Origin of the sequence: Streptomyces sp. NPDC079141, from assembly GCF_040686775.1 — a bacterium.
Classification (GTDB): Bacteria; Actinomycetota; Actinomycetes; order Streptomycetales; family Streptomycetaceae; genus Streptomyces.
Map to the genome: position 1 here is coordinate 55,554 of NZ_JBFBLP010000008.1, position 23,070 is coordinate 78,623.

Genomic DNA, 23,070 nt, shown 5'->3' on the forward strand with positions numbered 1-23,070 from the left:
GTTCGCCGATTGACGCGGCTATTTGGGATTTCATCGGTTGTAGGGCCGACATAAGAAAAACTCCCCAAAGCGATCAGCGAACTCCGGATGGTGAGTTCGCTAGCGGAATTTTGTGATCCGTTTCGCGGGGCGAGTGCGAATCGTGTTCGCTCGCCCAAAAGGAGAAAGCTGATTAGCGGTTACATTCTGTAGGCGCTCTGTAGGCGTTCTGCACGCGTTTCAGCTCACCCGAAGTCGACGCACCACCTCGATATGGCCGTCCAGCGTCCGCCGGGTCAGCATCTCGCGCACGGGGACACGGATGCCGAACTCGCTGTTCACCCTGCGAATGAGCCGGGTGATCAGCAGGGAGTCGCCGCCCTGCGCGAAGAAGTCGGCGTCCGCCGGGAAATCGTCCCGGCCCAGCAGTTCCGCCCAGATCCGGGCCACGGCCTCCGCCGGGTCGACGACCGGGGCCGGGCTCTCGGGTTCCGGCTCCGCGCTCCGCGCCTCCGGCACCGGAGCGGGGCCCGCGTCCGCGGCGGGCGGGGCGAGGGCCTCCGGGGCCACCGAGCGCGGCCCCGCGAAGGGATAACCCGGCAGCCTCGTCCTGCGCCCGCTGCCGCCGGTCAGTTCGTCCAGTGCGACCGGCTGCCCCAGGGTCCACAGGGCGCCGACGGCTCCCAGCGCGCTGGACGACCCCGGGTCCAGGGTGACCACGGGGAAGCCGGCCGCCTCCGTCAGCGGTGCGAGGGCGCGGCCCGGGCCGATCTCCACGGCCAGGGCGCCCGGCACGTGTTCGGCCAGCGAGTCCAGGGCCTGGCCGAACAGCACGGACTGCCGGACCTGCGTGACGAACATGTCGCGGGGGAGGACGGTACCGGCCGGGACGACCTGGCCGGAGACGTTGAGCGCGATCGGCAGGGTCGTGGGCCGGAGTTCGATCCGCTCCATCGCCCGGGTCAGCGCGGGCAGCGCGGGCTCGATCAGGCGGGAGTGGCCCGCGTGGGAGTAGCGCAGCCGCCGTACGAAGCAGGTGTCGCCGACGCGCCGCACGTACTCGTCCACGTCGTCGGCCCGGCCGCCCAGCACACAGGACTCCGGGCCGTTGACCGCAGAGACGTCGAGGGTAAGACCCCACTCCTCGGCCAGGGCGAGGGCCTGCTTCACCTCCGCCCCGACGGCCACCATCGCGCCCTCCGGGCACTCCTGCATGGCCCGGCCGCGCGCCGCCATGAACTCGGCCGCCTCCTCCACGCCGAAGACTCCGGCGATGGCGGCCGCGGTGATCTCGCCGGAACTGTGCCCGCACACCGCGGCCGGCCGGACCCCCAGCTCCATGAGCGCGGTCGCCGCCGCGTGGGCCACGGCGAAGAGGGCCGGCTGCGCCAGCGCGGGCCGGTTCAGTTCCTCGGCGGGGAAGTCCGGGTCGAACAGCGCCTGCCGGATCCGCTCCGCCGGCGGGGAGGTGAAGGCCGCGAGGCAACGGTCCAGCGCCCGGCGGAACCCGGGGAGCACGGTGAACGGCTCGGCCATCCCCGGGCGCTGTGCGCCCCCACCGGGGAAGAGGAAGACCACGGGGGCAGCCCCCGTCACCGGCGCGCTGCCCCGGACCACCCCGGTCCGGTCGGCCAGCCGCTCGGCCACCTCGGCACTCGTCCTGCCGGTGACCGCGAGCCGCTCACCCAGGGCCGTACGCCCGCCGACCAGCGTCCCGCACACACCACCGAGCTCCGGCTCGTGCTCCCTGAGGTGCGCGGCCAGGCCATCGGAGACTCGGTCGAGCGCTTCGGGCTCCGCGGCTGAGAGGAGCACCAGGCGCTCCGCTCGAAGTGCAGCGCTGTGCCGTCGGTCGGCCGCGGCGCCGTCGTGACTGGTCGCGCAGTTCCCCGCGCCCCTTCGGGGCGCTACCCCGGCGCCGGTCGGCTCACGTGGCGGCGCCTGTTCCAGCACCACGTGTGCATTCGTGCCGCCGATGCCGAACGCGCTCACGCCGGCGCGCCGTGGGTGTTCCCCGGTCCAGGGGGTGGACTCGGTGGGGATGTAGAGGGGGCTGTCCTCGGTTTCCAGCAGGGGGTTGGGTGCGGTGAAGCCCGCGACGGGTGGGATCACACCGTTGCGCACCACGAGCAGGGCCCTGATCAGCGAGGCGACCCCCGCGGCGGCGTCCAGGTGGCCGATGACGGCCTTCAGGGCGCCCAGCGCCACACTGTGCGGCCGGGCTCCCGCCCTGCGCAGCGCGGTGCTGGCGGCCGTCCACTCGATCGGGTCCCCGACCCGGGTGCCGGTGCCGTGGGTCTCCAGATAGCCGATGGAGTCGCCGTCGACGTCGGCCGCGCCCAGGGCCGCGCCGATGACGCGCTCCTGGCCCGCGGAGGACGGGGCGTAGTAACCGGCCTTCGTGTTCCCGTCGTTGTTGATCGCGGTGCCCAGGATGACGCCGTACGGCTCGGGGTCGTCCGCGGTGACGTCCGCCAGGCGGCGCAGCACCACCGCGCCCGCGCCGGACCCGGCGATCACCCCGTCCGCCTGCCGGTCGAAGGGCCGGCAGGCACCCGCGGCGGACAGCACGCCGCCCGGCTGGTGCAGATAGCCGGCCTGGGGGTAGCCGAACCCGGCGCCCACCACCAGGGCCTGGTCGCAGTCGCCGCTGAGCAGCGCCTGCACCGCTAGGTGCACGGCCACCAGCGAGGACGAACAGGCCGTCTGCACGGCGAACGCCGGTCCGTTCAGGCCGAGTTTGTAGGCCACGCGGCTCGCCATGAAGTCCGGCTCGGTGCCGTGGATGATGTCGTCCAGCAGGCCCGGATCGGCACCGGCGCCCCGGACCATCGCGCGCATGTAGGCGCTGCCCGACATGGACGCGTAGACACTGGTCACCACCGTGCCCTCGCGGGCCGGGTACCCCGCGTCCTCCAGGGCGTTCCAGGCCACCTCCAGCATCCAGCGATGCTGAGGGTCCATCAGTTCCGCCTCGCGCCTGCGGATCTGGAAGAAGTCGTGGTCGAAGCGGTCCCAGTCGTCGAGATGACCGCGTACGGGCACGTAGTCCGGGTCGGTGGCCAGCTCGGCGGGCACTCCGGCCGCGAGCAGCTCGTCCCGCGTGTATCTCCGGCTGTGCACGTTCCCTTTGAGCTGGGAATCCCACCAGTCGTCGATTCTGCGGGGGCCCGGGAACCGCGCGGCCATACCAGTGACCGCGATGTCCAAGGAGCGATCCCGACTCGTCACAACGTCCCCCATCAAGCCGCTGGAAAACCGGATATTCCGTCGTGTGGTGCGCCGCCGCCGTGTCGCCCCGTGATCATATTCATGATGCAGTCATTCACAACCCCTTCTTGTGAAAAGGAGGTTGGCAGGAAACGATCAGACGTGGCAACGTCGTACTCCCGTGATTGCGAAGGGGGTCGACGAGTTGCAGTCGAAGGAATCGCCGGGAGAAGGACTGCACGACGTCTTCGCCGCACATGCGCGCGCCGAACCGGAACGCACAGCCCTCATTTCCGGGGACTCCCGCGTGTCGTACGGTGAATTGGACGCCCGTGCCGAGCAATTGGCCCGCCGGCTCGCCGCCGCCGGTGTCGAGCAGGGGCATCTCGTGCCGGTCCTGCTGCCGCGCTCCGTAGACCTGGTCGTCGCCCTGCTGGCCGTACTCAAGCTCGGCGCCGCCTACGCGCTGCTCGATCCGGACTGGCCGGCCACCCGTCTCGACGCGGTCGTCGAACAGCTCCGGCCGCCCCTCGTCATCGCCCGGACGGAAGCGGCGGCGGAGCTGTGGGCACCGGCCGGGGACGATGCGCGGGAACGTCCCGCGGTGCCGGTACAGGGCTTCGACGCGTGCTCGGTGTTCTTCACCTCGGGCACCACGGGACGGCCCAAGGGAGTGATCACCCCGCACCGGGCGACGGCACGGCTCTTCCGGGCAGGCACCTTCGCGCGCTTCGACCGCGACACGGTCGTCCCCCTCGCTGCGGCGCTGCCGTGGGACGCGTTCTCCCTGGAACTGTGGGCCGCGCTGTACAACGGCGGCACCGGCGTCCTCGTCGGCGAACCCTTCCTGACGGCGGAGGCCCTGCGCGCGATGGTCGCCGACCACGGCGTGAACACGGTGTGGCTGACCAGCAGCCTGTTCAACCTGATCGTCGACGAGGACCTGACGGCGCTGAGCGGCCTGTCCCAGCTGATCATCGGCGGTGAACGCCTCTCCGCGCGGCACGTCGCCCGCTTCCTCGACCGCTTCCCCGAGACGGCCCTGATCAACGGCTACGGCCCCGTCGAGAGCACGGTGTTCGCCACCACGCACCGCATCACGCCCGCCGATGCCACCCGCCCCGGCGGCATCCCCCTGGGCCGGCCGGTCCCCGGCACCTCCGTCCACGTCCTCGACGGCAACCGCCCCTGCGCGCCCGGAGAACCGGGCGAGATCTGCATCGCGGGCGACGGCCTGGCCCACGGCTACCTCGGCGAACCCGCCCTCACCGCCGAGAAGTTCACGGACGTCACCCTCGACGGCGCGCCGGTCCGGCTGTACCGCACCGGGGACCTGGGCACCCGGGACGAGAACGGGCTCGTGGAGTTCCGCGGACGCATCGACCGGCAGGTCAAGATCCGGGGCAACCGCGTCGAACCGGCCGAGGTGGAACGGCAGATCGAGCGCCTGGTCCCGGAGGTCGCCGGCTGCCGGGTGGTCCCGCGCTGGAACGAACTCGGCGGCGTCTTCGACCTGGTGGCCTTCTGCGTCCCGAGCCGCGAGGGCGACGGCGCCCGGCCGGACGTACCCGCGGTCCTCGCCCGCCACCTGCCCGCCTACCAGCGCCCCGCCGACGTCGTCTTCGTCGACTCCTTCCCGGTGACCGGAACGGGCAAGCTGGACGACCGGGCCCTGCTGGCGAGCCTGCCCGAGGCGCCCGCCGAGGACCACCACGGCCCCATCGACGACCCGCTCGTCCGCCTGGTCGCCGAGGCCTTCGCCGCCGTACTGGGCAGACCTGCCGTGCCCCCGGGCACGTCCTTCTTCGAGCTGGGCGGCTCCTCGCTGCAGGCCGCCCGCGCCTGCACACGCATCGGCAAGCAGGCGGGACACCCGCTTCCGCTGTCGCGCCTGTACGAGCACGCGTCGGCCGAACTCCTCGGCACCTGGCTGCGATTGGCGCAGGTCGGGGACGACGCCGTACCGCCACCGGCCGGGGACATCCCGCTGACCGCCATGGAACTGTCCTTCCTCACCAAGCATGTGACGGCACCTCAGGACCGGTCCGGCTACTGCCTGATGATCTGGCACCTTCAGGACGGGCTCGACCAGGACCGTCTGGAGACCGCCGTCGCCGCCGTCCACGAGCGGCACGAGGTGCTGCGCACGGCGTTCCAGATGGACCCCCGGCCCCATGCCGAGGTCACCGACATCTCCGCGCCGCCCCTGGAACTGCTGGACGCCCGGCCGACCGTCGACGAGGCGGTCGCCGCGCTGCGGCAGCTCTTCGACGAGCCCCTCGAACCCCTGGACGCCGACCTGTGGCGCACCGCGCTGGTGCCGGTGACCGGGACGGACGGCTGGATCCTCGGGCTGCTGGTCCACCACATCGCCTTCGACGGACATTCCGAGTCCGTCCTGGCCCGCGACCTGTCCGACGCCTACGCCGGACGCGAGGCGCGCCCCGCCCCGCCCACCCTGGCCGAACGGGCCCGGCTGACGGCCGTAAAGGACTCGGCGGAACGGGTCGAGCGGGTGCGGCAGGAACTCCGGGACGTGCCCGAGACCCGCTGGCCCGAGCGGCCCGGCCCCGGTGAGAGGGGCACGGGACACCTCGACGTGCCCGTTCCCGCGGCCCTCACTTCCCGCCTCGACGAACGGGGTGCGGAACTCGGCGTGAGCCGGTTCGTGGTGCTGCTGTCGGCGTGGGCGGACACCCTGGCCGAGGTCTGCGGGCAGCGGGACTTCGCGGTGGGGGTGCCCGTCGCCGAGCGCACCGTGCCGGAGCTGGAGCAGGCCGTCGGCTGCCTGATCAACATGGTGCCGGTGCGGCTGCGCGGCGAGGCCGGTATCCAGGAGACCGGCAGGCTGGTCCACCGGGCCTTCGGCCGCGGCGACGTCCCCTTCACCGCGGTGGCGCAGGCGGTCGGAACACCGGCGACGCCCGGGAGACCACCGGTGTTCCAGTCCCTCTTCGCCCTCCAGGACAACCCCCCGCCCCGACTCGACCTGCCCGGCGTCACCGCCACGCATCTGCGCCCGCCGTACGCCGCCCTCCCCCTGGAGCTGCACCTGGAGGTGTGGCCGGACGAGGACGGCACGCTCGACGCGGTGCTCTCGTACCGGCGGGACACCGTCACCGCCGCCACCGCACGGAAGCTGCTCGACGGCTTCCGGGACCGACTTTCCCAGACCGCCGCGGGAGCCGCGTCATGACCACGACCACCTACACCCCCGCCGACGTCGTCGACCCCGAGCTGCACGCCTCCGGCGAGGTGCACGAACTGTGGCGCTGGATGAGACGGCACGCCCCGGTCCACTGGCACGAACCGGGCGACCTGCCGGGCTTCTGGTCCCTTACCCGCTACGACGACATCCGCGCCGTCTACCAGAACCCGGCCCTCTTCAGCTCGGCGCAGGGCGTCCTGCTGCGGCCGACGGAACTGGGCGAGGACCCCGGCAGCGGCCTGACCATGGCCCTGACCGATCCACCCCGGCACCGCGCCCTGCGCGGGCAGGTGGCCGACCGGTTCACCGAGCGGTGCGCCCGCTCCCTCGCGGGCGAGATGCGCGCCGAGATCCGTACGGTGATCACCCGCGCGATCGAGTCGGGCACCTGCGACGTCGTCCACGACATCGGAGCCCGGCTCTCCAGCTACAACATCAGCAGGCTGCTCGGCGTCCCGCCCGAGGACCGCGAACGGCTGCTGAGCTGGACCACGGAGGCCTTCGAGTCCGGCAAGCCCCTCACCAGCCACCCCACGCTGATGCGCTACTTCATCGACCTGATGTACGCGCGGATGGAGGAGCCCGCGGACGACGCGATGGGCATGTTCGTCAACAACGAGGTGGACGGCGAGCTGCTCACCGAGACCGAGATCCTGCTGGGCTGCGAGAACCTCGTCGGGGCGTCGGAGAACGCGGGCCTGTCGATGGCCGCGGGCATCCTCGCCCTCCTCGCGCATCCCCGGCAGTGGCAGCGGCTGGTGCGGGAGCGGGACGGCGAACTCGTCAGGACCGCGGCGGAGGAGGTGCTGCGGTGGACGAGCAGCGCCACGCACAGCATGCGCACGGCCACCGCCGACACGGTGATCCAGGGCCGGCACATCGCCGCCGGGGACCGGGTCGTGCTGTGGATCCCCTCGGCCAACCGGGACGAGTCGGTGTTCGAGGAACCCGACCGCTTCGACCTCGGCCGGCAGCCCAACCGCCATCTCGCCCTGGGCACCGGCGAACACGTCTGCATCGGCAGCACCATGGCCCGCCACCAGATGCGGATGCTCCTGGAGACGCTGGCGGAGCTGGTCGCCGTGATCGAACCGGCCGGGGACGCGGAGCCGTTGCGCTCGATCGCGGTGAACGGGCCGGCGCATGCCGCTGTCCGGCTGGTGGGCGTGTCAGGCGGCTGACGTGTCCGGCGCCGGCGCGGGCTGAGCTTTTCCGATGTCCTGCCGGCGCCGCGCCCAGCGGACGGCGAACGGCGCCGCCAGACCCGTCAGGGCGAACATGGCCCCCACGACGTACCACCCGGGGCGGCCCCAGGTGATGCAGAGCGAGATGAGCAGACCCGGTCCGAGGGCGTCGGCCAGCCCCGCGCCCAGGCCGAACACGCCCAGGTACTGGCCGGTGGCGTGCTGTGGGGCGAGAGCGAAGGACACCTCGAACCCGGCGGCGGAGTACCAGAGTTCACCGATCGTGTGGATCACCGCCGCGGCGATGAGCAGGGCCGCGGCGGCCCACGCCGGGATGCCGGCGGCCAGGGAGATCATCGAGCAGGAGACGAGAAACGCCACGCCCGCCCGGCGGTAGGCCGTTCCGCCGGCCTCGGGGGAGACGATGCTGCGGCTCGCCCGCACCTGGAAGACGATGACGATGAACGTGCTGGTGAGAATCGTGCCGGAGATGAGCCAGTGCGGCGCGCTGGTGGCGCTGACGAGCCAGAGCGGGATGCCCACGGTGAGCACCTTGAACTGGACGGCCATGATGCCGTCGAGCGCGGTGAGCAGCAGATAGGGGCGGTCGCGCAGGGCGCTCCAGCGGGGGCCGCCGACGGCGGGAACAGGCGCGACGGGCGGCAGGAGGGTGCGGACCATTGTCGCGGCGACCAGGAAGGCGACCGCGTTGCCGACGACCATCAGCTGATACGCGGTGAGCGTGCCGACCTGCACCGCCCAGCCCGCCAGCACGGCACCGAGCGAGATCCCGAGGTTGGTCACCGCACGCAGATAGGCCCGGAACTCCTGCGGCCGGTCCCCGCCGTAATGCCTGATGAGCGGTGAACGGGCAGCTGTTCCGGCGGTCCTCGCCCCGGCCGCCGCGCACACCGCGAGCACGAACAGCCAGAAGGTGTCCGCCAGTACGAACCCGGCCGTGGCCAGCGCCTGCACGGCGAGCGTGGCCGTGTAGACCCCGCGCGCCCCCTGTCTGTCCGCCAGATGCCCGACCGTGACACCCAGGCCCAGCGCGACCAGGCCGGCGATGCCGAGCCCGAGCCCCACCTCCGAGGCCGGAAGGTGGACCGCCTGGGTGAAGTAGAGCACCCCGGCCGTCAGATAGAGGCCGTAGCCGACGGTGTAGACGAAGTTGGTGGCCGCGAGGACGCGCTGCGGTCGGGTGTCCGGTATCAGACGCGTCATCACTCAGGTCAGGGCCAAACCAGGCAATAGGGCTGATGCCCCGCCTCATGCAGCCGGTGGCTGAAGTCCTGCCACTCGTGCAGCAGTTGGTACACGTTGAACGCGTCCCGCGGTCCGCCGCGGTCCGGGACCGTCGACCAGATGAACGCTGCCGCGCCGACCGCTTCCTCGCCTATGCCGCGCAGGGGGTCGACGACCGTCATCGGGAGTTTCACGACCGCGTAGTCGGGGTGGAGGACGACCAGTTCCAGGGGCGGGACCTTGTGGAGGGGGACGCCCTCGATGCCGGTGAGGACCATCGCGGCCATCGTCTCCGGCTTGATCTTGGTGAACATGCCGTTCATGCCGAGCTCGTCGCCGCCGAGTTCCTCGGGGCGCATCGAAATCGGGACGCGGGCCGCGGTCGCGCCGTCCGGCGCGCCGAAGTACTTGTACGTCACCCCCACCCGACCACCATTCCTGCTCGCCGCCCGGAGCCGGTCGACCCGTCGTTCGATCCGCTCGGGCTCCTCACCCGGTACTACGTGTCCCTGACGTGCTTCGTTCGATTCCTCCGCCTCGCGTCGGTGCCTCCCCCGCCGGGCACGTCGAGGACCCAGGTCATCAGTCCCCTCGCCCAGTCCGCCACCGCGATGCATATCTCCACCCGACTGCTTTTCTAGGACGCGTGGCCCCCGCCGCGCAACCCGATCATCGTGTCAGTGACCTCCCCCACGGCCGCTCGCCGAAACGTGCGTTTGAAACACCTGTCCGCAGGATCTTGTATCAGCCCCCAGTTTCGCAGATCGCGGGGGAGCAGGGACTGGTTGTCGGGTCAGTAGGGGGCGGGCGGACGGTCGGTACGGAGCCGGAGCGGCGGCCCCGTGGCCCTCGGCGCCCGCTGGCCTACCCTGAGGAGGTCACTGGCAACCGGAGTCCGAGAAGTCGGGGAAGTCGCAGGTCATGAGCGAACTGCCTTATTCATACGAAGCGCCTGTGTCGCAGGCTCTATTCGACCGTGCGGCCGCCGTCACGCCCGGCGGCGTGAACTCCCCGGTGCGCGCCTTCCGTGCCGTGGGCGGAACGCCCCGGTTCATGGTGTCCGGCACCGGTCCGTATCTGACCGACGCCGACGGGCGCGAGTACGTCGACCTCGTGTGCTCCTGGGGCCCCATGATCCTCGGGCACTCCCACCCCGCAGTGATCGCCGCCGTGCAGGAGGCCGTCGCGCGCGGCACCTCCTTCGGCACGCCCGGTGAGGGCGAGGTCGCGCTCGCCGAGGAGATCGTCGACCGGGTCGGCCCCGTCGAGCAGGTCCGGCTCGTCTCCAGTGGCACCGAGGCGACCATGTCGGCGATCCGGCTCGCCCGCGGATTCACCCAGCGCGCCAAGGTGATCAAGTTCGCCGGCTGCTACCACGGCCACGTCGACTCGCTGCTCGCCGCCGCCGGCTCCGGCGTCGCCACCTTCGCGCTGCCCGACACCCCGGGTGTCACCGGCGCCCAGGCCGGCGACACCATCGTGCTGCCGTACAACGACCTCGAAGCCGTGCAGGAGGCCTTCCACCGGCACCCCGGCGAGATCGCCTGCGTCATCACCGAGGCCTCCCCGGGCAACATGGGCGTCGTACCGCCGCTGCCCGGCTTCAACCAGGGGCTGAAGGACGCCTGCTCGAAGAACGGCGCCCTCTTCATCTCCGACGAGGTCATGACCGGGTTCCGCACCAGCCGCGCCGGCTGGTTCGGCGTCGACGGTGTCGTACCGGACCTGATGACCTTCGGCAAGGTCATGGGTGGCGGCTTCCCGGCCGCGGCCTTCGGCGGCCGGGCCGACGTCATGGCGCACCTCGCGCCCGCCGGGCCCGTCTACCAGGCCGGCACCCTCTCCGGGAACCCGGTCGCGACGGCCGCCGGTCTCGCCCAGCTCCGGCTCCTCGACGACGCGGCCTACGACAAGGTCAACGCCGTCTCCGAGCAGATCCAGGCCCTCGTCACCGAGGCGCTCACCAAGGAAGGCGTCGCGCACCGGCTGCAGACCGCCTCCAACATGTTCTCCGTGTTCTTCACGGACCGCGCCGTGCGCGACTACGAGGACGCCAAGCGGCAGGAGTCCTTCCGCTTCAACGCGTTCTTCCACTCGATGCTCTCCAACGGCGTCTACCTGCCGCCGTCGTCCTTCGAGTCCTGGTTCGTCTCCACGGCCCACGACGAGCGGGCCGTCCAGAAGATCGCCGACGCCCTTCCGGCGGCGGCCCGAGCCGCGGCGGAGGCCACCCAGGCATGAGCAGCAACCAGGACATCACCGTCGTCCACCTCATGCGGCACGGCGAGGTCGCCAACCCGGACGGCATCCTCTACGGCCGGCTGCCCGGCTACCACCTGTCCGAGCTGGGCCGGCAGATGGCCGACCGGGTCGCCGAGCACCTCGCCTCCCGGGACGTCACCCACGTCTGCTCCTCGCCGCTGGAGCGGGCGCAGGAGACCGCGACGCCGATCGCCAAGGCGCACGGCCTGGACCTCGCCACCGACGCACGCCTCATCGAGGCCGACAACGTCTTCCAGGGCAAGACCTTCGGCGTCGGCGACGGCGCCCTGCGCATGCCCGGCAACTGGAAGCACCTGGTCAACCCGTTCAGGCCGTCGTGGGGCGAGCCGTACTTCGACCAGGTCGTCCGGATGATGGCGGCGCTGGACGCCGCCAAGGACCGCGCGCGCGGGCACGAGGCCGTGCTGGTCAGCCATCAGCTGCCGATCTGGATCGTGCGCAGTTATGTCGAGCGGCGCCGGCTGTGGCACGACCCGCGCCGCCGCCAGTGCACGCTCGCGTCCCTGACGACCTTCACGTACCAGGGCGACAAGATCGTCTCCGTGGGCTACACCGAGCCGGCGATCGATCTGGTTCCCGCGCATCTGCGGGCGGGCGCCAAGCCGGTGAAGGGCAAGGACAAGGCCTTCGGAGCGTAGATCCACCAAGTGACACGTTTGTGACACTTGTTGCGGAAACACATGTGATCCACAGGAACCTCCCTGTTCGTCCCGTCCTCTGAGTGGGTGACCACCAGAGAACGTGACGAACGGGGATGCCATGCGCACTCTCACCCGAAGGGGAGCACTCGGACTCGGCGCCGCCGGGGCCGCCGCGGTCGGACTTGCGGGGTGCGGCAGCCTCAAGCCGTCAGACGGGTCGAACCGGGGCGGGGGTTCCACGCAGCACCGGCCGGCCGGTTCCGGCGCCAAGCCCGCCGCCCGCCCCATCGGCGACGGCTCCACCGCCTACACCGGCAAGCAGCCGAAGCAGCCCGCCAAGCCCGTGCCGCTGGAGCCCGGCCAGACCCCGCCGCAGTTCGTCGTGTTCTCCTGGGACGGCGCCGGCGAGGTCGGCAACGGCCTCTTCCCGCGCTTCCTCGACCTCGCCGAGGAACACGGCGCGCACATGACCTTCTTCCTCTCCGGGCTCTACCTCCTGCCCGAGTCCAAGAAGCGCCTCTACGACCCCCCGAACAACCTGCGCGGCGCCTCCGACATCGGCTACCTCACCGACGGGCACATCAAGGAGACGCTGAAGAACGTCCGCCGCGCCTGGCTCGACGGCCATGAGATCGGCACCCACTTCAACGGCCACTTCTGCGCCGGCTCCGGCTCGGTCGGCAACTGGACCCCGCAGCAGTGGCGCAGCGAGATCGACCAGGCCAAGTCCTTTGTGAAGGAGTGGCGCACGAACACCGGCTGGACCGATCTGCCGTCGCTGCCCTTCGACTACGACAAGGAACTCGTCGGCGGCCGTACGCCCTGTCTGCTCGGCCAGGACAACCTGCTGCCCGTCGCCCGTGAACTCGGCTGGCGCTACGACGCCTCCTCGCCCGGCGGCCGTCAGGTCTGGCCCGTGAAGAAGCAGGGGCTCTGGGACCTGCCGTTGCAGCAGATACCTTTCCCCGGCCACAGCTTCGAGGTCCTGTCGATGGACTACAACATGCTCGCCAACCAGTCGATCAACTCCACGAACGCGCCCGCCCACAACTACCCGGGCTGGCGCGAGCAGTCGGCACAGGCCTACATATCCGGCTTCAAGCGGGCATACGAGACAAATCGTGCACCCTTCTTCGTCGGCAACCACTTCGAGCAGTGGAACGGCGGCATCTACATGGACGCCGTCGAGGAGGCGCTGAAGCACATCGCGCGGGAGAAGGAGAAGGGCGAGGACGTACGGCTGGTCTCCTTCCGGCAGTTCGTGGACTGGATGGACGTACAGCGCCCCGAGGTGCTGGACAAGCTGCGCACGCTGGATGTCGGGCAGGCGCCCGCGGAAGGCTGGAAGCGCCTCTGAAACCGGGCCTGAAATGCGGGTTTTCACCTGCAAGGGGGGTGCGCAAGATCCTCAGAACGGGCATGCGAAACTTTTCACATGAGTGCCGCCAGTCGCGCCCCCCTGACCCTCGCAGGTGCCGTCGTCGCCGCGTTGCTGCTGTCCGCATGCGGCTCGGGCGGTAAGTCCTCGGGCTCGGGAACGGGCTTCGTGATGGGCGAGGACGGCATCGCGACCGTGCAGCAGGGCGAGCGGGACGCGGCCCCCGACCTGTCCGGGAAGACCATCGACGGCAAGCAGCTCGACGTCGCCTCCTACAAGGGCAAGGTCGTCGTGCTGAACGTGTGGGGCTCCTGGTGCGCCCCCTGCCGCGCCGAGGCGCCCAACTTCGAGAAGGTCTACAACGACCTCAAGACGGACGGCGTACAGTTCGTCGGCATCAACACCCGCGACACCAGCACCGCCAACGCCCTCGCCTTCGAGGAGGAGCAGGGCGTCACCTACCCGAGCCTGTACGACCCGACGGGCAAGCTGATGCTCCGCTTCGAGAAGGGCACGCTCAACCCGCAGGCGATCCCCTCCACGCTCGTCCTCGACCGGGACGGGAAGATCGCCGCCCGCTCGCTGGCCGCACTCAGCGAGGAGAAGCTGCGCAAGATGATCGACCCGGTCCTCGCGGAGAAGTGACGTGAGCGCAAGCCTGACGCTCGCCGCGGCCACCGACCCGAACCAGACGGTGATGAGCGGCGCCCTCCTGATCGCCCTGCCCATCGCGATGCTCGGCGGCCTCGTCTCCTTCTTCTCCCCGTGCGTCCTGCCGCTCGTCCCCGGCTATCTGTCGTACGTCACCGGAGTCGCCGGCACCGATCTGGCCGAGGCGCGGCGCGGGCGGATGGTCATCGGCGCCTCCCTGTTCGTACTCGGCTTCACCGCCGTGTTCGTCTCCACCGGGGCCCTGTTCGGCTACTTCGGCGAGACCCTCCAGGAGCACAAGGACGTCCTGTCCAAGGTGCTCGGCGTGCTCATGATCGCCATGGGTGTCTTCTTCATGGGCCTGATGCCGTGGATGACCCAGCGGGAGTTCCGCTTCCACAAGCGGCCCACGGCCGGACTGGTCGGCGCCCCCTTCCTCGGCGCGCTCTTCGGCATCGGCTGGGCGCCGTGCATCGGCCCGACCCTGACCTCCGTGATCGCGCTCTCCTACAACGAGGCGAGCGCCGGCCGCGGCGCCATACTGACCGTCGCCTACTGCCTCGGCCTCGGCGTGCCCTTCGTGCTCGCCGCGGTCGCCTTCCGCAAGGCGCTCGGTGCCTTCGGCTGGGTCAAGCGCCACTATGTCTGGGTGATGCGGGTCGGCGGCACCATGATGATCGCGACCGGTCTGCTGCTGCTGACCGGCGCCTGGGACAGCCTGGTGTCGGAGATGCAGAACTGGTCCGACGGCTTCACTGTGGGGATCTGATCGATGAGCAAGACGACAACCGATCGCGCCGAAGAGACGGACCTCGGCGCCGCCGGCTCCCAGCTCTCCACCGCGCCCAAGGAGGAGCTGCCGAACGTGCCCGCCATGGGCGTCGTCGGCTGGGCCCGCTGGTTCTGGCGGCAGCTGACCTCCATGCGGGTCGCCCTGCTGCTCCTGCTGCTCCTCGCGCTCGGTGCGATCCCCGGCTCGCTGATCCCGCAGACCGGCACCGACGAGACCAAGGTCGCCGACTTCCGCGACCGGCACGACATCCTCGCGCCGATCTACGACAAGCTCGGCCTCTTCCACGTGTACAGCTCGGTGTGGTTCTCCGCGATCTACATCCTGCTGTTCGTCTCCCTCGTCGGCTGCATCGTGCCCCGCACCTGGCAGTTCGTCGGCCAGCTGCGCGGCCGTCCGCCGGGCGCGCCCAAGCGGCTGACCCGGCTGCCCGCCTACACCACCTGGCGCACCGAGGCCGAGCCCGAGCAGGTCCGCGAGGCCGCGCTCGCCCTGCTGAAGAAGCGCCGCTTCCGCGCCGAGCTCGCCGGTGACGCGGTCGCCGCCGAGAAGGGCTATCTGCGCGAGGTCGGCAACCTCGCCTTCCACATCGCGCTGATCGTGATGCTGGTCGCCTTCGCCTGGGGCCAGCTGTTCAAGATGGAGGGCAACAAGCTGGTCGTCGAGGGCGACGGCTTCTCCAACACCCTCACCCAGTACGACGACTTCAAGTCCGGCACGCTCTTCGGCACCGACGACCTGGCTCCGTTCAGCTTCAGCCTGAAGGAGTTCACCGGCACCTACGAGACCTCCGGCCCCAACAAGGGCACTCCGCGCACCTACCAGGCGACCCTCACCTACTCCGAGGGCGCCTACGGCAAGGACAAGCAGACGGTGGTCAAGGTCAACAAGCCGCTGGAGATCGGCGACTCGAAGGTCTACCTCACCGCCCACGGCTACGCCCCCGTCATCACCGTCCGGGACGGCAAGGGCAAGGTCGTCTACTCCGACGCCGTGCCGCTGCTGCCGCTGGACTCCAACGTCACCTCCTCCGGCGTGGTCAAGGTCTACGACGGCTACAAGAACGCCAAGGGCGTCAGCGAGCAGCTCGGCTTCCAGGCCGCCTTCCTGCCGACCTACGCGGCCGGCAACGAGGTCTCCTCCTCCTTCCCCGCACTGCTCAACCCGGTGCTGAACCTGGAGCCCTACCACGGCGACCTGGGCGTCAACTCGGGCATCCCGCAGAGCGTGTACCAGCTCGACAAGTCGCACATGAAGGGGTTCAAGAACTCCAAGGGCGAGCAGATGCGGGAGAACCTGCGCCCCGGGGAGACCATCAAGCTCCCGAACGGCGCGGGCTCGATCACCTACGAGGGCACCAAGGAGTGGGCGAACTTCCAGGTCACCCAGCAGCCCGCCAGCGGCTGGGCGCTGGCCGGTGCCGTCGCCGCGATCTTCGGTCTCGCCGGCTCCCTGTTCATCCAGCGCCGACGGGTGTGGGTGCGAGCCGTCAAGGGCGACGACGGTGTCACCGTCGTCGAGATGGCCGGACTCGGCCGCAGCGAGTCCGCCAAGGTGCCCGAGGAACTCGGCGACATCGCCGGGATCCTGTACGAACAGGCCCCGGGGGCACCCGACCCGGACACCCCTGACGACGACCCCGAACCGACAACCACCCCCGCTGTACCTGCCGAAGGGGCTGAGAAGTGACTCTCGCCGCCGCAACCGATCTCGCCGCCGCGACCAACGAGAACCTCGCGAACCTCAGCAACACGCTGATCTACTCCGCGATGGCCGTCTACACCCTGGCCTTCTTCGCGTACATCGCCGAATGGCTCTTCGGCAGCCGCAGCAAGGTCGGCCGCACCGCCGCCGCGCTCACCGCGACGAAGAAGGCCGCCGCCGCTCCCGCGGTCACGGTGAAGAAGGGCGGCAGCACCGCCGTACTGGAACGGCCGAAGGTCGTGGTGCGGGCTGCGTCCGGCACACGTGACGTGCCGGACGGGCCCGGTGCGCACGGCGGGGACGAACAGGGCGACCTCTACGGGCGTATCGCCATCTCGCTCACCGTGCTCGCCTTCCTCATCGAGTTCGGCGGTGTGCTCACCCGGGCCCTGTCGGTGCAGCGGGCGCCGTGGGGCAACATGTACGAGTTCAACATCACCTTCTCCACGGTCGCGGTCGGTGTGTACCTGGCGCTGCTGGCGCTGAAGAAGAACGTGCGCTGGCTCGGGCTGTTCCTCATCACCACGGTCCTCCTCGATCTCGGCCTCGCCGTCACTGTCTTGTACACCGCCAGCGACCAGTTGGTTCCCGCCCTTCACTCGTACTGGCTGTACATCCACGTCTCCACGGCGATCTTCTGCGGCGCGGTCTTCTACGTCGGCGCGGTCTCCACGCTGCTGTACCTGTTCAAGGACTCGTACGAGAACAAGCTGGCGAACGGCGGCACCCCGGGCCGCTTCGCGAACTCCGTCCTCGACCGGCTGCCCGCCGCGGCGTCCCTGGACAAGTTCTCCTACCGCGTCAACGCGGCCGTCTTCCCGCTGTGGACCTTCACGATCATCGCGGGTGCGATCTGGGCGGGCGACGCCTGGGGCCGCTACTGGGGCTGGGACCCCAAGGAGACCTGGTCGTTCATCACCTGGGTCGCCTACGCCTGCTACCTGCACGCCCGCGCCACGGCCGGCTGGAAGGGCCGCAAGGCCGCCTACCTGGCCCTGGCCGCCTTCGGCTGCTGGCTGTTCAACTACTACGGCGTCAACATCTTCGTCTCCGGCAAGCACTCCTACGCCGACGTCGGCCTTGGCGCGCTCCAGTCCGTCGGGTTCTGACCGCCGTACACCGAGAAGGCCGGTTCCCGTGACCCACGTCACGGGAACCGGCCTTCGGTGTACGGACAGGTACAAGGGCGTGGATACGAATCTGCGGAAACGGATTCGCGCGGGGGACCACGACGCCTTCGGCGAGCTCTTCGACGCGTACGCGCGCTCCGTCTACAACCATGCCTACCGGCTCACGGGGGAGTGGGCGACGGCCGAGGACGTCGTCTCGCTGACCTTCCTCGACGCCTGGCGGCTGCGCGAGCGGCTCGACGAGGAGGGGGGCTCGCCGCGCCCGTGGCTGCTCGGCATCGCCACGAACGTCACGCGCAACACCCGGCGGGCGGCGCGCAGACACGCGGCCGCCATGGCCCGACTGCCCCGCGAGGAGCCGGTCCGGGACTTCGCCGACGAGCTGGCCGGGCGGCTGGACGACGCAGCGCAACTGGCCGTCGTGCAGGAGGCGCTGCGGCGGCTGCGGCGGGCCGAGCGGGAGGTGCTGGCGCTGTGCGTGTGGTCGGGGCTGGGCTACGAGGCGGCGGCCGAGGCGCTCGGGGTGCCGGTGGGGACCGTACGCTCACGGCTTTCCCGGGCCCGGATAAAACTCGCGAAATATATGGAACTCCCGCACGGACGCGGACAGATGAGAGGTGACCGCACCACCGCGGTCAGGCCCATAGGGGAGGGAAACCGATGAACCAGCTTCCCGAGCAGGACCTTCCGCCGGGCCGTCACCGACTCCTCAAGGAGCATCTGATGACCGAGATCCGGCAGGAACCGTCCGAGCTGCCCGTACGCAGGCGCGCCCTGCGCATCGCCCTGGCCGCCGGCGCCGTGGCGGCCGCCGTCGCGGTCGCTGTCACCGTCGCGCCGTCCGGCGAGGACCCCTCCGTCCCGCCCGCCGCGCATCCGTCCTCGGGGGTCACCCAGGTCCTGGAGGACGCGGCCCTCGCCGCTGAGCACGTGAATGTGCCGAAGGTGCGCGACGATCAGTTCACCTACGTCCGGTCCAGGGTGGCGTGGGGCATCTCCGGGCACACCTGCAAGGCCGCCACGGCCGGACCGTTGCAGACCCGGGAGCTCTGGAAGTCCGTCGACGGCCGGCGCGAGGGCCTGCTGCGCGACAGCGGGGTCGGCACCCTGCCGATCCAGCCCGACCCGAACTCCCTGACGACCTACCGCAGCCTGGAGAAGCTGCCCACCGACCCCGACGACATGCTCGCCTGGCTGTACAAGAACCAGAAGGGGGAGGGGCACAGCGACGAGTACTTCGCCTTCAAGCTCGCGACCGATCTGGCCCTGGAGAGCGTCCTGCCCCCGGAGGTCAGCGCCGCGCTCTACCGGGCGGTCGCCAAGATTCCCGGGGTGGTCCTGGTGAAGGACTCCGTGGACGCCGTCGGGCGGCACGGCACCGCCGTCGGCTTCGTCGACGAGGACGGGTCCAGCCGACAGGAGCTGATCTTCAACAGGAAGACCTGGCTTCTGCTCGGCCTCCGGGATGTGGTCCTCAAGGACTCGCCGACCAACCCCGGCCAGGTCTGCGACGGCATGATCAAGGCCAGGTCCGTCCAGGGCATGGCCGCTGTCCTGGAGCGGGGCATCGTGGACGAGAAGGGGGACCGCCCCTAACCACGTGCGGAACCCCTCCCCAAGGGTCAGGCTGGTGTCATGACCGGATCCATAGAACAGGGCACCAGTCAGACCCACGGGAGCACGCACATCCTGCACTTCCTGGTGCGGCTCCCGAAGCCCATGGAGACGGTCTGGCCGGTGCTCTCCACCCCGGAGGGGCTCGCGGGCTGGTTCACCGCCGCCGATGTCCTCGAACCCCGGCTGGGCGGGGAGGTCTCCCTGCGGGGACTGGGGTCCGGGCAGGTCACCGCCTGGGACGTGGACCGGGTCGCCGAGTACACGGTGGAGCCGGGCGGCCGGATCCGCTTCCATCTCGAACGCGACGGGGACGAGGGCAGCGCGCTCCGCTTCACCCATGAGTTCCAGGGCGAGGCGGAGTCGGAGGAGCGCTGGCGGGATCGGTTCGAACGGTTGATCGAAATCCTGGAAGCCTAGGACGGCGGCAGACACTCCTTGCCCGGCGGCTTCCCCTCCGGCCAGGCGATCTTCACGAAGCGGGCGCGGCCCTCCGGGGTGAGCTCCACGACCGGGACCGCCTTGTCGTACGGGTTGCCGTGCACGTCCAGGCAGATCCAGCCGCTCGCGCCGTTCACCCGCAGGGAGCCCTTGACCTGGGGCCACTGGAGTCCGACGTCGGCCAGAGGCGGCGCCGTCCGGCCGTCGGGGGTGGCCTCGCGGATGCCGTTGACGGCCAGACGCATGGCGTCGTAGGCGATGATCAGCTGGCCGTCCTGGAGGGAGACCTGGCCGATGGGGCCGACCGGCTTGCGGTCACCGGTGGCCAGCAGGGCGGCCAGGTCGTGCGCGTCGGCCGCCGAACCGCCCGTCTTCGCGGCGTCCTGCGGCCAGGCGTCCGGGTGGGCCAGGGCGGTGTAGCGCACGGAGAGGTTGTGGGTGAGGGCGCTGCGGTCGAGGTCCTTGTCGCCGGTGAGGTAGGAGGCCTCGTCGCCGGTCAGCAGCGTGAACTTCCGGTCCTGGCAGCCGCGTCCGCCCAGCGCGTTGATGAACTGCCGCAGCTGTGTGTGCCGTCCGGCGAACAGGATCGTGTCCGTCTCCGGTGCCGTGTCGCACACCAGGTGGGTGATCTGCCGGAAGGTGTTGGCGGTCGTGCCCTCCTTGCTGCGGTCGGCGGGCGGGGTGAAGGGCTGCGGTTCGTAGGGCGAGCCCTCGATCAGCTTCGCGAACGACTCCTGGAGCGTGCGCGTGTACGGGTCGCCGGGCTTGTCGTACACCAGCAGCGCCTTGCCGGCCGTCACCTTGGCGAAGGAGGCCAGCGCGCGGGCCTCGTCGGTGTTGGTGGGGGAGACCCGCGCCAGGCCGGGGAAGGGGTCCTTGCCGTCCTGGCCGTTGGCGAGGTCGTCGGCCGTGATGGACGTGCCGACGACCGGGATGCCGCGCCGGGTGAGCTCCTTGACGGCCCTCTTGTTGTTCTCGGTGCTCAGTCCGACGCCGGTGACCGCCCGCAGCCGGTCGGGGCCCTTCGTCATCCGTTCCAGCTGGTCGACGGTGTGCTCCCAATGGGCGCCGGTCGCCCCGGGGTTGGCCAGCACCAGCCGGATCGCCGGGAGCTGGCCGTTGGACTCGTGGTTGGCCCGGTACTGGGCGAGATAGGCGCCCTGCATCTCGTGCAGCACGTCACCCAGGTTGTCCGGGTCGGTCGCGGTGAACGGCTCCAGCAGGGCGACGGTGACATAGCCGCCCGGCTTCAGCGAGCGGTTCTCCCGGTCGATCGCCCGGACCACCTCCCGCAGTTGGGGCCGGTCGAAGGCGTAGTCGGTGGTCGACACGCCCACGCACTCGTCGCTGCCCTCGGGCCGTACGACACCGGGTGCGCAGGAGCGGTCGTCCTGCGCGAGCGCCCGCACGCCGAAGAACATGCCGGCCACCAGCGCGCCCGTGACCAGCAGCGCGAGATACCGGCGCAGGGGGATCTCCCAGACGTCCTCGCGCAGCCACACCCACGCACTTCTGCGCGCCATCAGGACTCCCCCTCGCTGTCGCCGTCCGGGATGTGCGGCGTCCGCCCCGCGAGCGCGTCCTCGGGCCAGTCCCGCGAGGCCCGCCACAGCAGGGCGTTCCCGGCGGGCCGCAGATTGGACAGCTGCTCCAGCTCGAACCGCAGCCGCTGGCCCACCGTCGGGTCGGGCAGCGTCAGCGGGTCGGTCAGCTGCCACACGGCGTGCAGCAGTCGCCGGACGCGTAAGTGCAGTGCGGTGTCGACGCCTTCCGGCGGCTCGTGGTCGGCGTCGGTCAGGCCGAGCGCGACCGCGGCCCGCCGGTCGTCGCGCCCCGCGAAGTCGCGGCCGTCGGCGTCGTGCGCGTGGAAGTAGGGCGCGGAGGCGACGAACCGCAGCGACCTGAGCCAGTCGCGGGTCGGCACGGTGTGGAAGGCGTCGCGCAGATACGCCACCGCCGACTCCGTGCTGCCGAGGGCGAGTTCGTGGTGCAGCCGGTACCGTACGCCGTCGTCGGCGCCGCCCGCGTAGTGGTCGACCAGCGTCTCGTGGGCCTTGCGCCACTGGCCGTGGTCGGCGTCGCGGTGGTGCAGCCGGAGCAGCAGCAGGGTCCGTACGAAGGGGTCGCCGACGAACCGGCCGGGCACCTCGGGCAGCCCCTCCTGCACCAGCCGCGTCTGCAACGCCCGTACGTCCGCGGGACCGAAGTCCTCCGGCAGCAGCGCGTCGGCGAGCGCGCACGCCGAGTCGTGGTCGTGGGCGGCGGCCAGCACGGTCAGCTCGTCCAGCCGGTCGGTCGGCACGAGCCGGTCCAGCAGCTCCAGATAGGCGGGCCTGCCGTCGTGCTCCTCGTGCAACTGCACGTCCCCGACGAGCAGTTCGCCCAGCGAGGCCGCATCGGGCAGGTTCTGCGCCGCGGACTCGGCGATCACGGTGATGCCCAGCGGATTACCGCCCGTCAACCGGTGGGTGGCGTGCGGGAGTTGCGGCGGCACGGCCGGGTCCGCGCCGACGATGTGCAGGGTGTCGTCGGAGCTCAGCGGTGGCAGCGACACCAGCAGCGCCCGCGAGGACGCCGACCCCGGATCCGGCACCCAGTCGCTGGCCCGGGCCACCTCGGGCAGGGCCCGCCGCACGGCGTTGCGCAGCGCGGGCCGCCCCTCACCGCGCACGGCGGCGATGAAGACCACCTGGTCGGCGAACCCGTCGGACCGGTCCCGCAGCACCGCCTCGATCAGCCCAGGACCCGGCGCGGAGTGCGCGTTGTCGAGCAGCACCAGCGGCCGCCCCAGCCGCTGCATCCGCGGCAGCATGCCCGCGTAGGCGTCGGTCAGATCGGCGAGCAGGGCCCGCACCAGATGCCGTTCGGCGTGCTCGCGGGAGGTGCCGCCGGCCCGGAAGTGCCCGGAGAGCAGCATCAGGCCGCGCCGGGGGTTGCCGCCCGCGTTGGGATAGTCCCGGTACCAGACGGAGGCGCGCCGGTGGCGGCGGCCCGCGAACCCCTCCGAGATGGACTCCAGGGTCGCCTCGACGGCCGCCGCCAGCAGCGGTCCGCCGCCGGACGCCGCCGCGACGACCTTGGCCGCCACCCGGCCCGCCCAGCGCCCGGCGAAGCCGGAGACCCACGACCCGCTCTCGTTCAGCAGCAGGATCCGCTCGACCTCGCGCCGGATGCGCTCGGAGTCGGCGTCGCCCCAGCCGCCCGCCGCGACCGCGACCAGCCCCGACATCAGCCGCGGGAACTGGATCCGCCCGGTGCCGGTCACCGGCTCGGCCAGCTGCTCGGCGATCACCAGCAGCGCCTGCGACACCGGCGACCAGGCGTCCGCGGGCCGCCCGGCGGGCGGCGCGTCGAACTCGGGGTGCTCGCAGTCGATCAGTGCGACCGGGGTGTGCCCCTTGTAGGCGTCCCGCAGCTCGCCCAGCACCGCGCTCTTGCCGAGCCCGCGCGCCCCGGACAGCAGCACCAGCGGCAGGTCGCCGGGATGCTCGTACGGAGTGGACCGGTGCTGGTGCGGACGCAGGCCCACGAGCCGCGGGGCGAGCCCGGCCGGATCGGTGTCGAACAGCGCTCCGCGCCCGTGCAGCCGTCTGCCCACCGCATCTCCCCCCG

At 71.0% G+C, this 23,070-nt stretch carries 17 protein-coding genes; 12 read left to right on the forward strand and 5 right to left on the reverse strand.

Annotated features, from left to right (window positions below; genetic code table 11):
- Window positions 1-219 precede the first annotated feature (219 nt).
- Entirely contained in the window at window positions 220-3,222 is a 3,003-nt protein-coding gene (locus AB0Q90_RS22305) for a beta-ketoacyl synthase N-terminal-like domain-containing protein (RefSeq protein ID WP_363159371.1), read from the reverse strand.
- A gap of 148 nt (window positions 3,223-3,370) precedes the next feature.
- Between AB0Q90_RS22305 and AB0Q90_RS22310 the strand changes: the two genes are divergently transcribed.
- Together AB0Q90_RS22310 and AB0Q90_RS22315 are read left to right on the forward strand one after the other, a co-directional pair.
- Window positions 3,371-6,385 (forward strand): amino acid adenylation domain-containing protein, encoded by a 3,015-nt coding sequence (locus tag AB0Q90_RS22310; protein ID WP_363159370.1) that lies wholly within the window; start codon window positions 3,371-3,373, stop codon window positions 6,383-6,385.
- On the forward strand, window positions 6,382-7,578 hold the full coding sequence (locus AB0Q90_RS22315; RefSeq protein WP_363159369.1) for a cytochrome P450: 1,197 nt from the start codon (window positions 6,382-6,384) through the stop codon (window positions 7,576-7,578). The genes AB0Q90_RS22310 and AB0Q90_RS22315 overlap by 4 nt, the downstream gene beginning before the upstream one ends.
- On the opposite strand, the gene AB0Q90_RS22320 is transcribed toward AB0Q90_RS22315, so the two are convergent.
- Both AB0Q90_RS22320 and AB0Q90_RS22325 read right to left on the reverse strand, forming a co-directional pair.
- Window positions 7,567-8,805 (reverse strand): MFS transporter, encoded by a 1,239-nt coding sequence (locus tag AB0Q90_RS22320; RefSeq protein ID WP_363159368.1) that lies wholly within the window; start codon window positions 8,803-8,805, stop codon window positions 7,567-7,569. The two genes, AB0Q90_RS22315 and AB0Q90_RS22320, sit on opposite strands and share 12 nt — an antisense overlap.
- 8 nt (window positions 8,806-8,813) lie before the next feature.
- A complete protein-coding gene (locus tag AB0Q90_RS22325; RefSeq protein WP_363159367.1) occupies window positions 8,814-9,443 on the reverse strand; it encodes a hypothetical protein in 630 nt (209 codons plus the stop codon).
- Window positions 9,444-9,747: 304 nt separating this feature from the next.
- Between AB0Q90_RS22325 and hemL the strand changes: the two genes are divergently transcribed.
- From hemL to AB0Q90_RS22375, 10 genes are all read left to right on the forward strand, one after another.
- Complete coding sequence (hemL, locus tag AB0Q90_RS22330) at window positions 9,748-11,067, forward strand: glutamate-1-semialdehyde 2,1-aminomutase (RefSeq protein WP_363159366.1); 1,320 nt, start codon at window positions 9,748-9,750, stop codon at window positions 11,065-11,067.
- On the forward strand, window positions 11,064-11,747 hold the full coding sequence (locus AB0Q90_RS22335) for a histidine phosphatase family protein (protein ID WP_363159365.1): 684 nt from the start codon (window positions 11,064-11,066) through the stop codon (window positions 11,745-11,747). Before hemL ends, AB0Q90_RS22335 begins: the two co-directional genes overlap by 4 nt.
- Before the next feature lie 121 nt (window positions 11,748-11,868).
- Entirely contained in the window at window positions 11,869-13,107 is a 1,239-nt protein-coding gene (locus AB0Q90_RS22340; RefSeq protein WP_363159364.1) for a hypothetical protein, read from the forward strand.
- 78 nt (window positions 13,108-13,185) lie between these two features.
- Window positions 13,186-13,773 (forward strand): TlpA disulfide reductase family protein, encoded by a 588-nt coding sequence (locus tag AB0Q90_RS22345; protein ID WP_363159363.1) that lies wholly within the window; start codon window positions 13,186-13,188, stop codon window positions 13,771-13,773.
- A 52-nt stretch (window positions 13,774-13,825) separates the two neighbouring features.
- On the forward strand, window positions 13,826-14,548 hold the full coding sequence (locus AB0Q90_RS22350) for a cytochrome c biogenesis protein CcdA (RefSeq protein ID WP_363159444.1): 723 nt from the start codon (window positions 13,826-13,828) through the stop codon (window positions 14,546-14,548).
- 3 nt (window positions 14,549-14,551) lie between these two features.
- A complete protein-coding gene (locus AB0Q90_RS22355; RefSeq protein WP_363159362.1) occupies window positions 14,552-16,258 on the forward strand; it encodes a cytochrome c biogenesis protein ResB in 1,707 nt (568 codons plus the stop codon).
- Entirely contained in the window at window positions 16,255-17,382 is a 1,128-nt protein-coding gene (ccsB, locus tag AB0Q90_RS22360; RefSeq protein WP_363159361.1) for a c-type cytochrome biogenesis protein CcsB, read from the forward strand. The genes AB0Q90_RS22355 and ccsB overlap by 4 nt, the downstream gene beginning before the upstream one ends.
- A gap of 79 nt (window positions 17,383-17,461) precedes the next feature.
- Window positions 17,462-18,067, forward strand: coding sequence for an RNA polymerase sigma factor (locus tag AB0Q90_RS22365; RefSeq protein ID WP_363159360.1), 606 nt, complete (start codon window positions 17,462-17,464; stop codon window positions 18,065-18,067).
- Window positions 18,064-18,999, forward strand: coding sequence for a CU044_5270 family protein (locus AB0Q90_RS22370; protein ID WP_363159359.1), 936 nt, complete (start codon window positions 18,064-18,066; stop codon window positions 18,997-18,999). The genes AB0Q90_RS22365 and AB0Q90_RS22370 overlap by 4 nt, the downstream gene beginning before the upstream one ends.
- Before the next feature lie 39 nt (window positions 19,000-19,038).
- Window positions 19,039-19,437 carry an SRPBCC domain-containing protein gene (locus AB0Q90_RS22375; RefSeq protein WP_363159358.1) on the forward strand — a complete coding sequence of 133 codons (399 nt, stop codon included), beginning with the start codon at window positions 19,039-19,041 and terminating at the stop codon, window positions 19,435-19,437.
- On the opposite strand, the gene AB0Q90_RS22380 is transcribed toward AB0Q90_RS22375, so the two are convergent.
- Together AB0Q90_RS22380 and AB0Q90_RS22385 are read right to left on the reverse strand one after the other, a co-directional pair.
- Window positions 19,434-20,981 (reverse strand): hypothetical protein, encoded by a 1,548-nt coding sequence (locus AB0Q90_RS22380; protein WP_363159357.1) that lies wholly within the window; start codon window positions 20,979-20,981, stop codon window positions 19,434-19,436. The two genes, AB0Q90_RS22375 and AB0Q90_RS22380, sit on opposite strands and share 4 nt — an antisense overlap.
- A complete protein-coding gene (locus AB0Q90_RS22385; RefSeq protein ID WP_363159356.1) occupies window positions 20,981-23,056 on the reverse strand; it encodes a hypothetical protein in 2,076 nt (691 codons plus the stop codon). Before AB0Q90_RS22385 ends, AB0Q90_RS22380 begins: the two co-directional genes overlap by 1 nt.
- Window positions 23,057-23,070 lie beyond the last annotated feature (14 nt).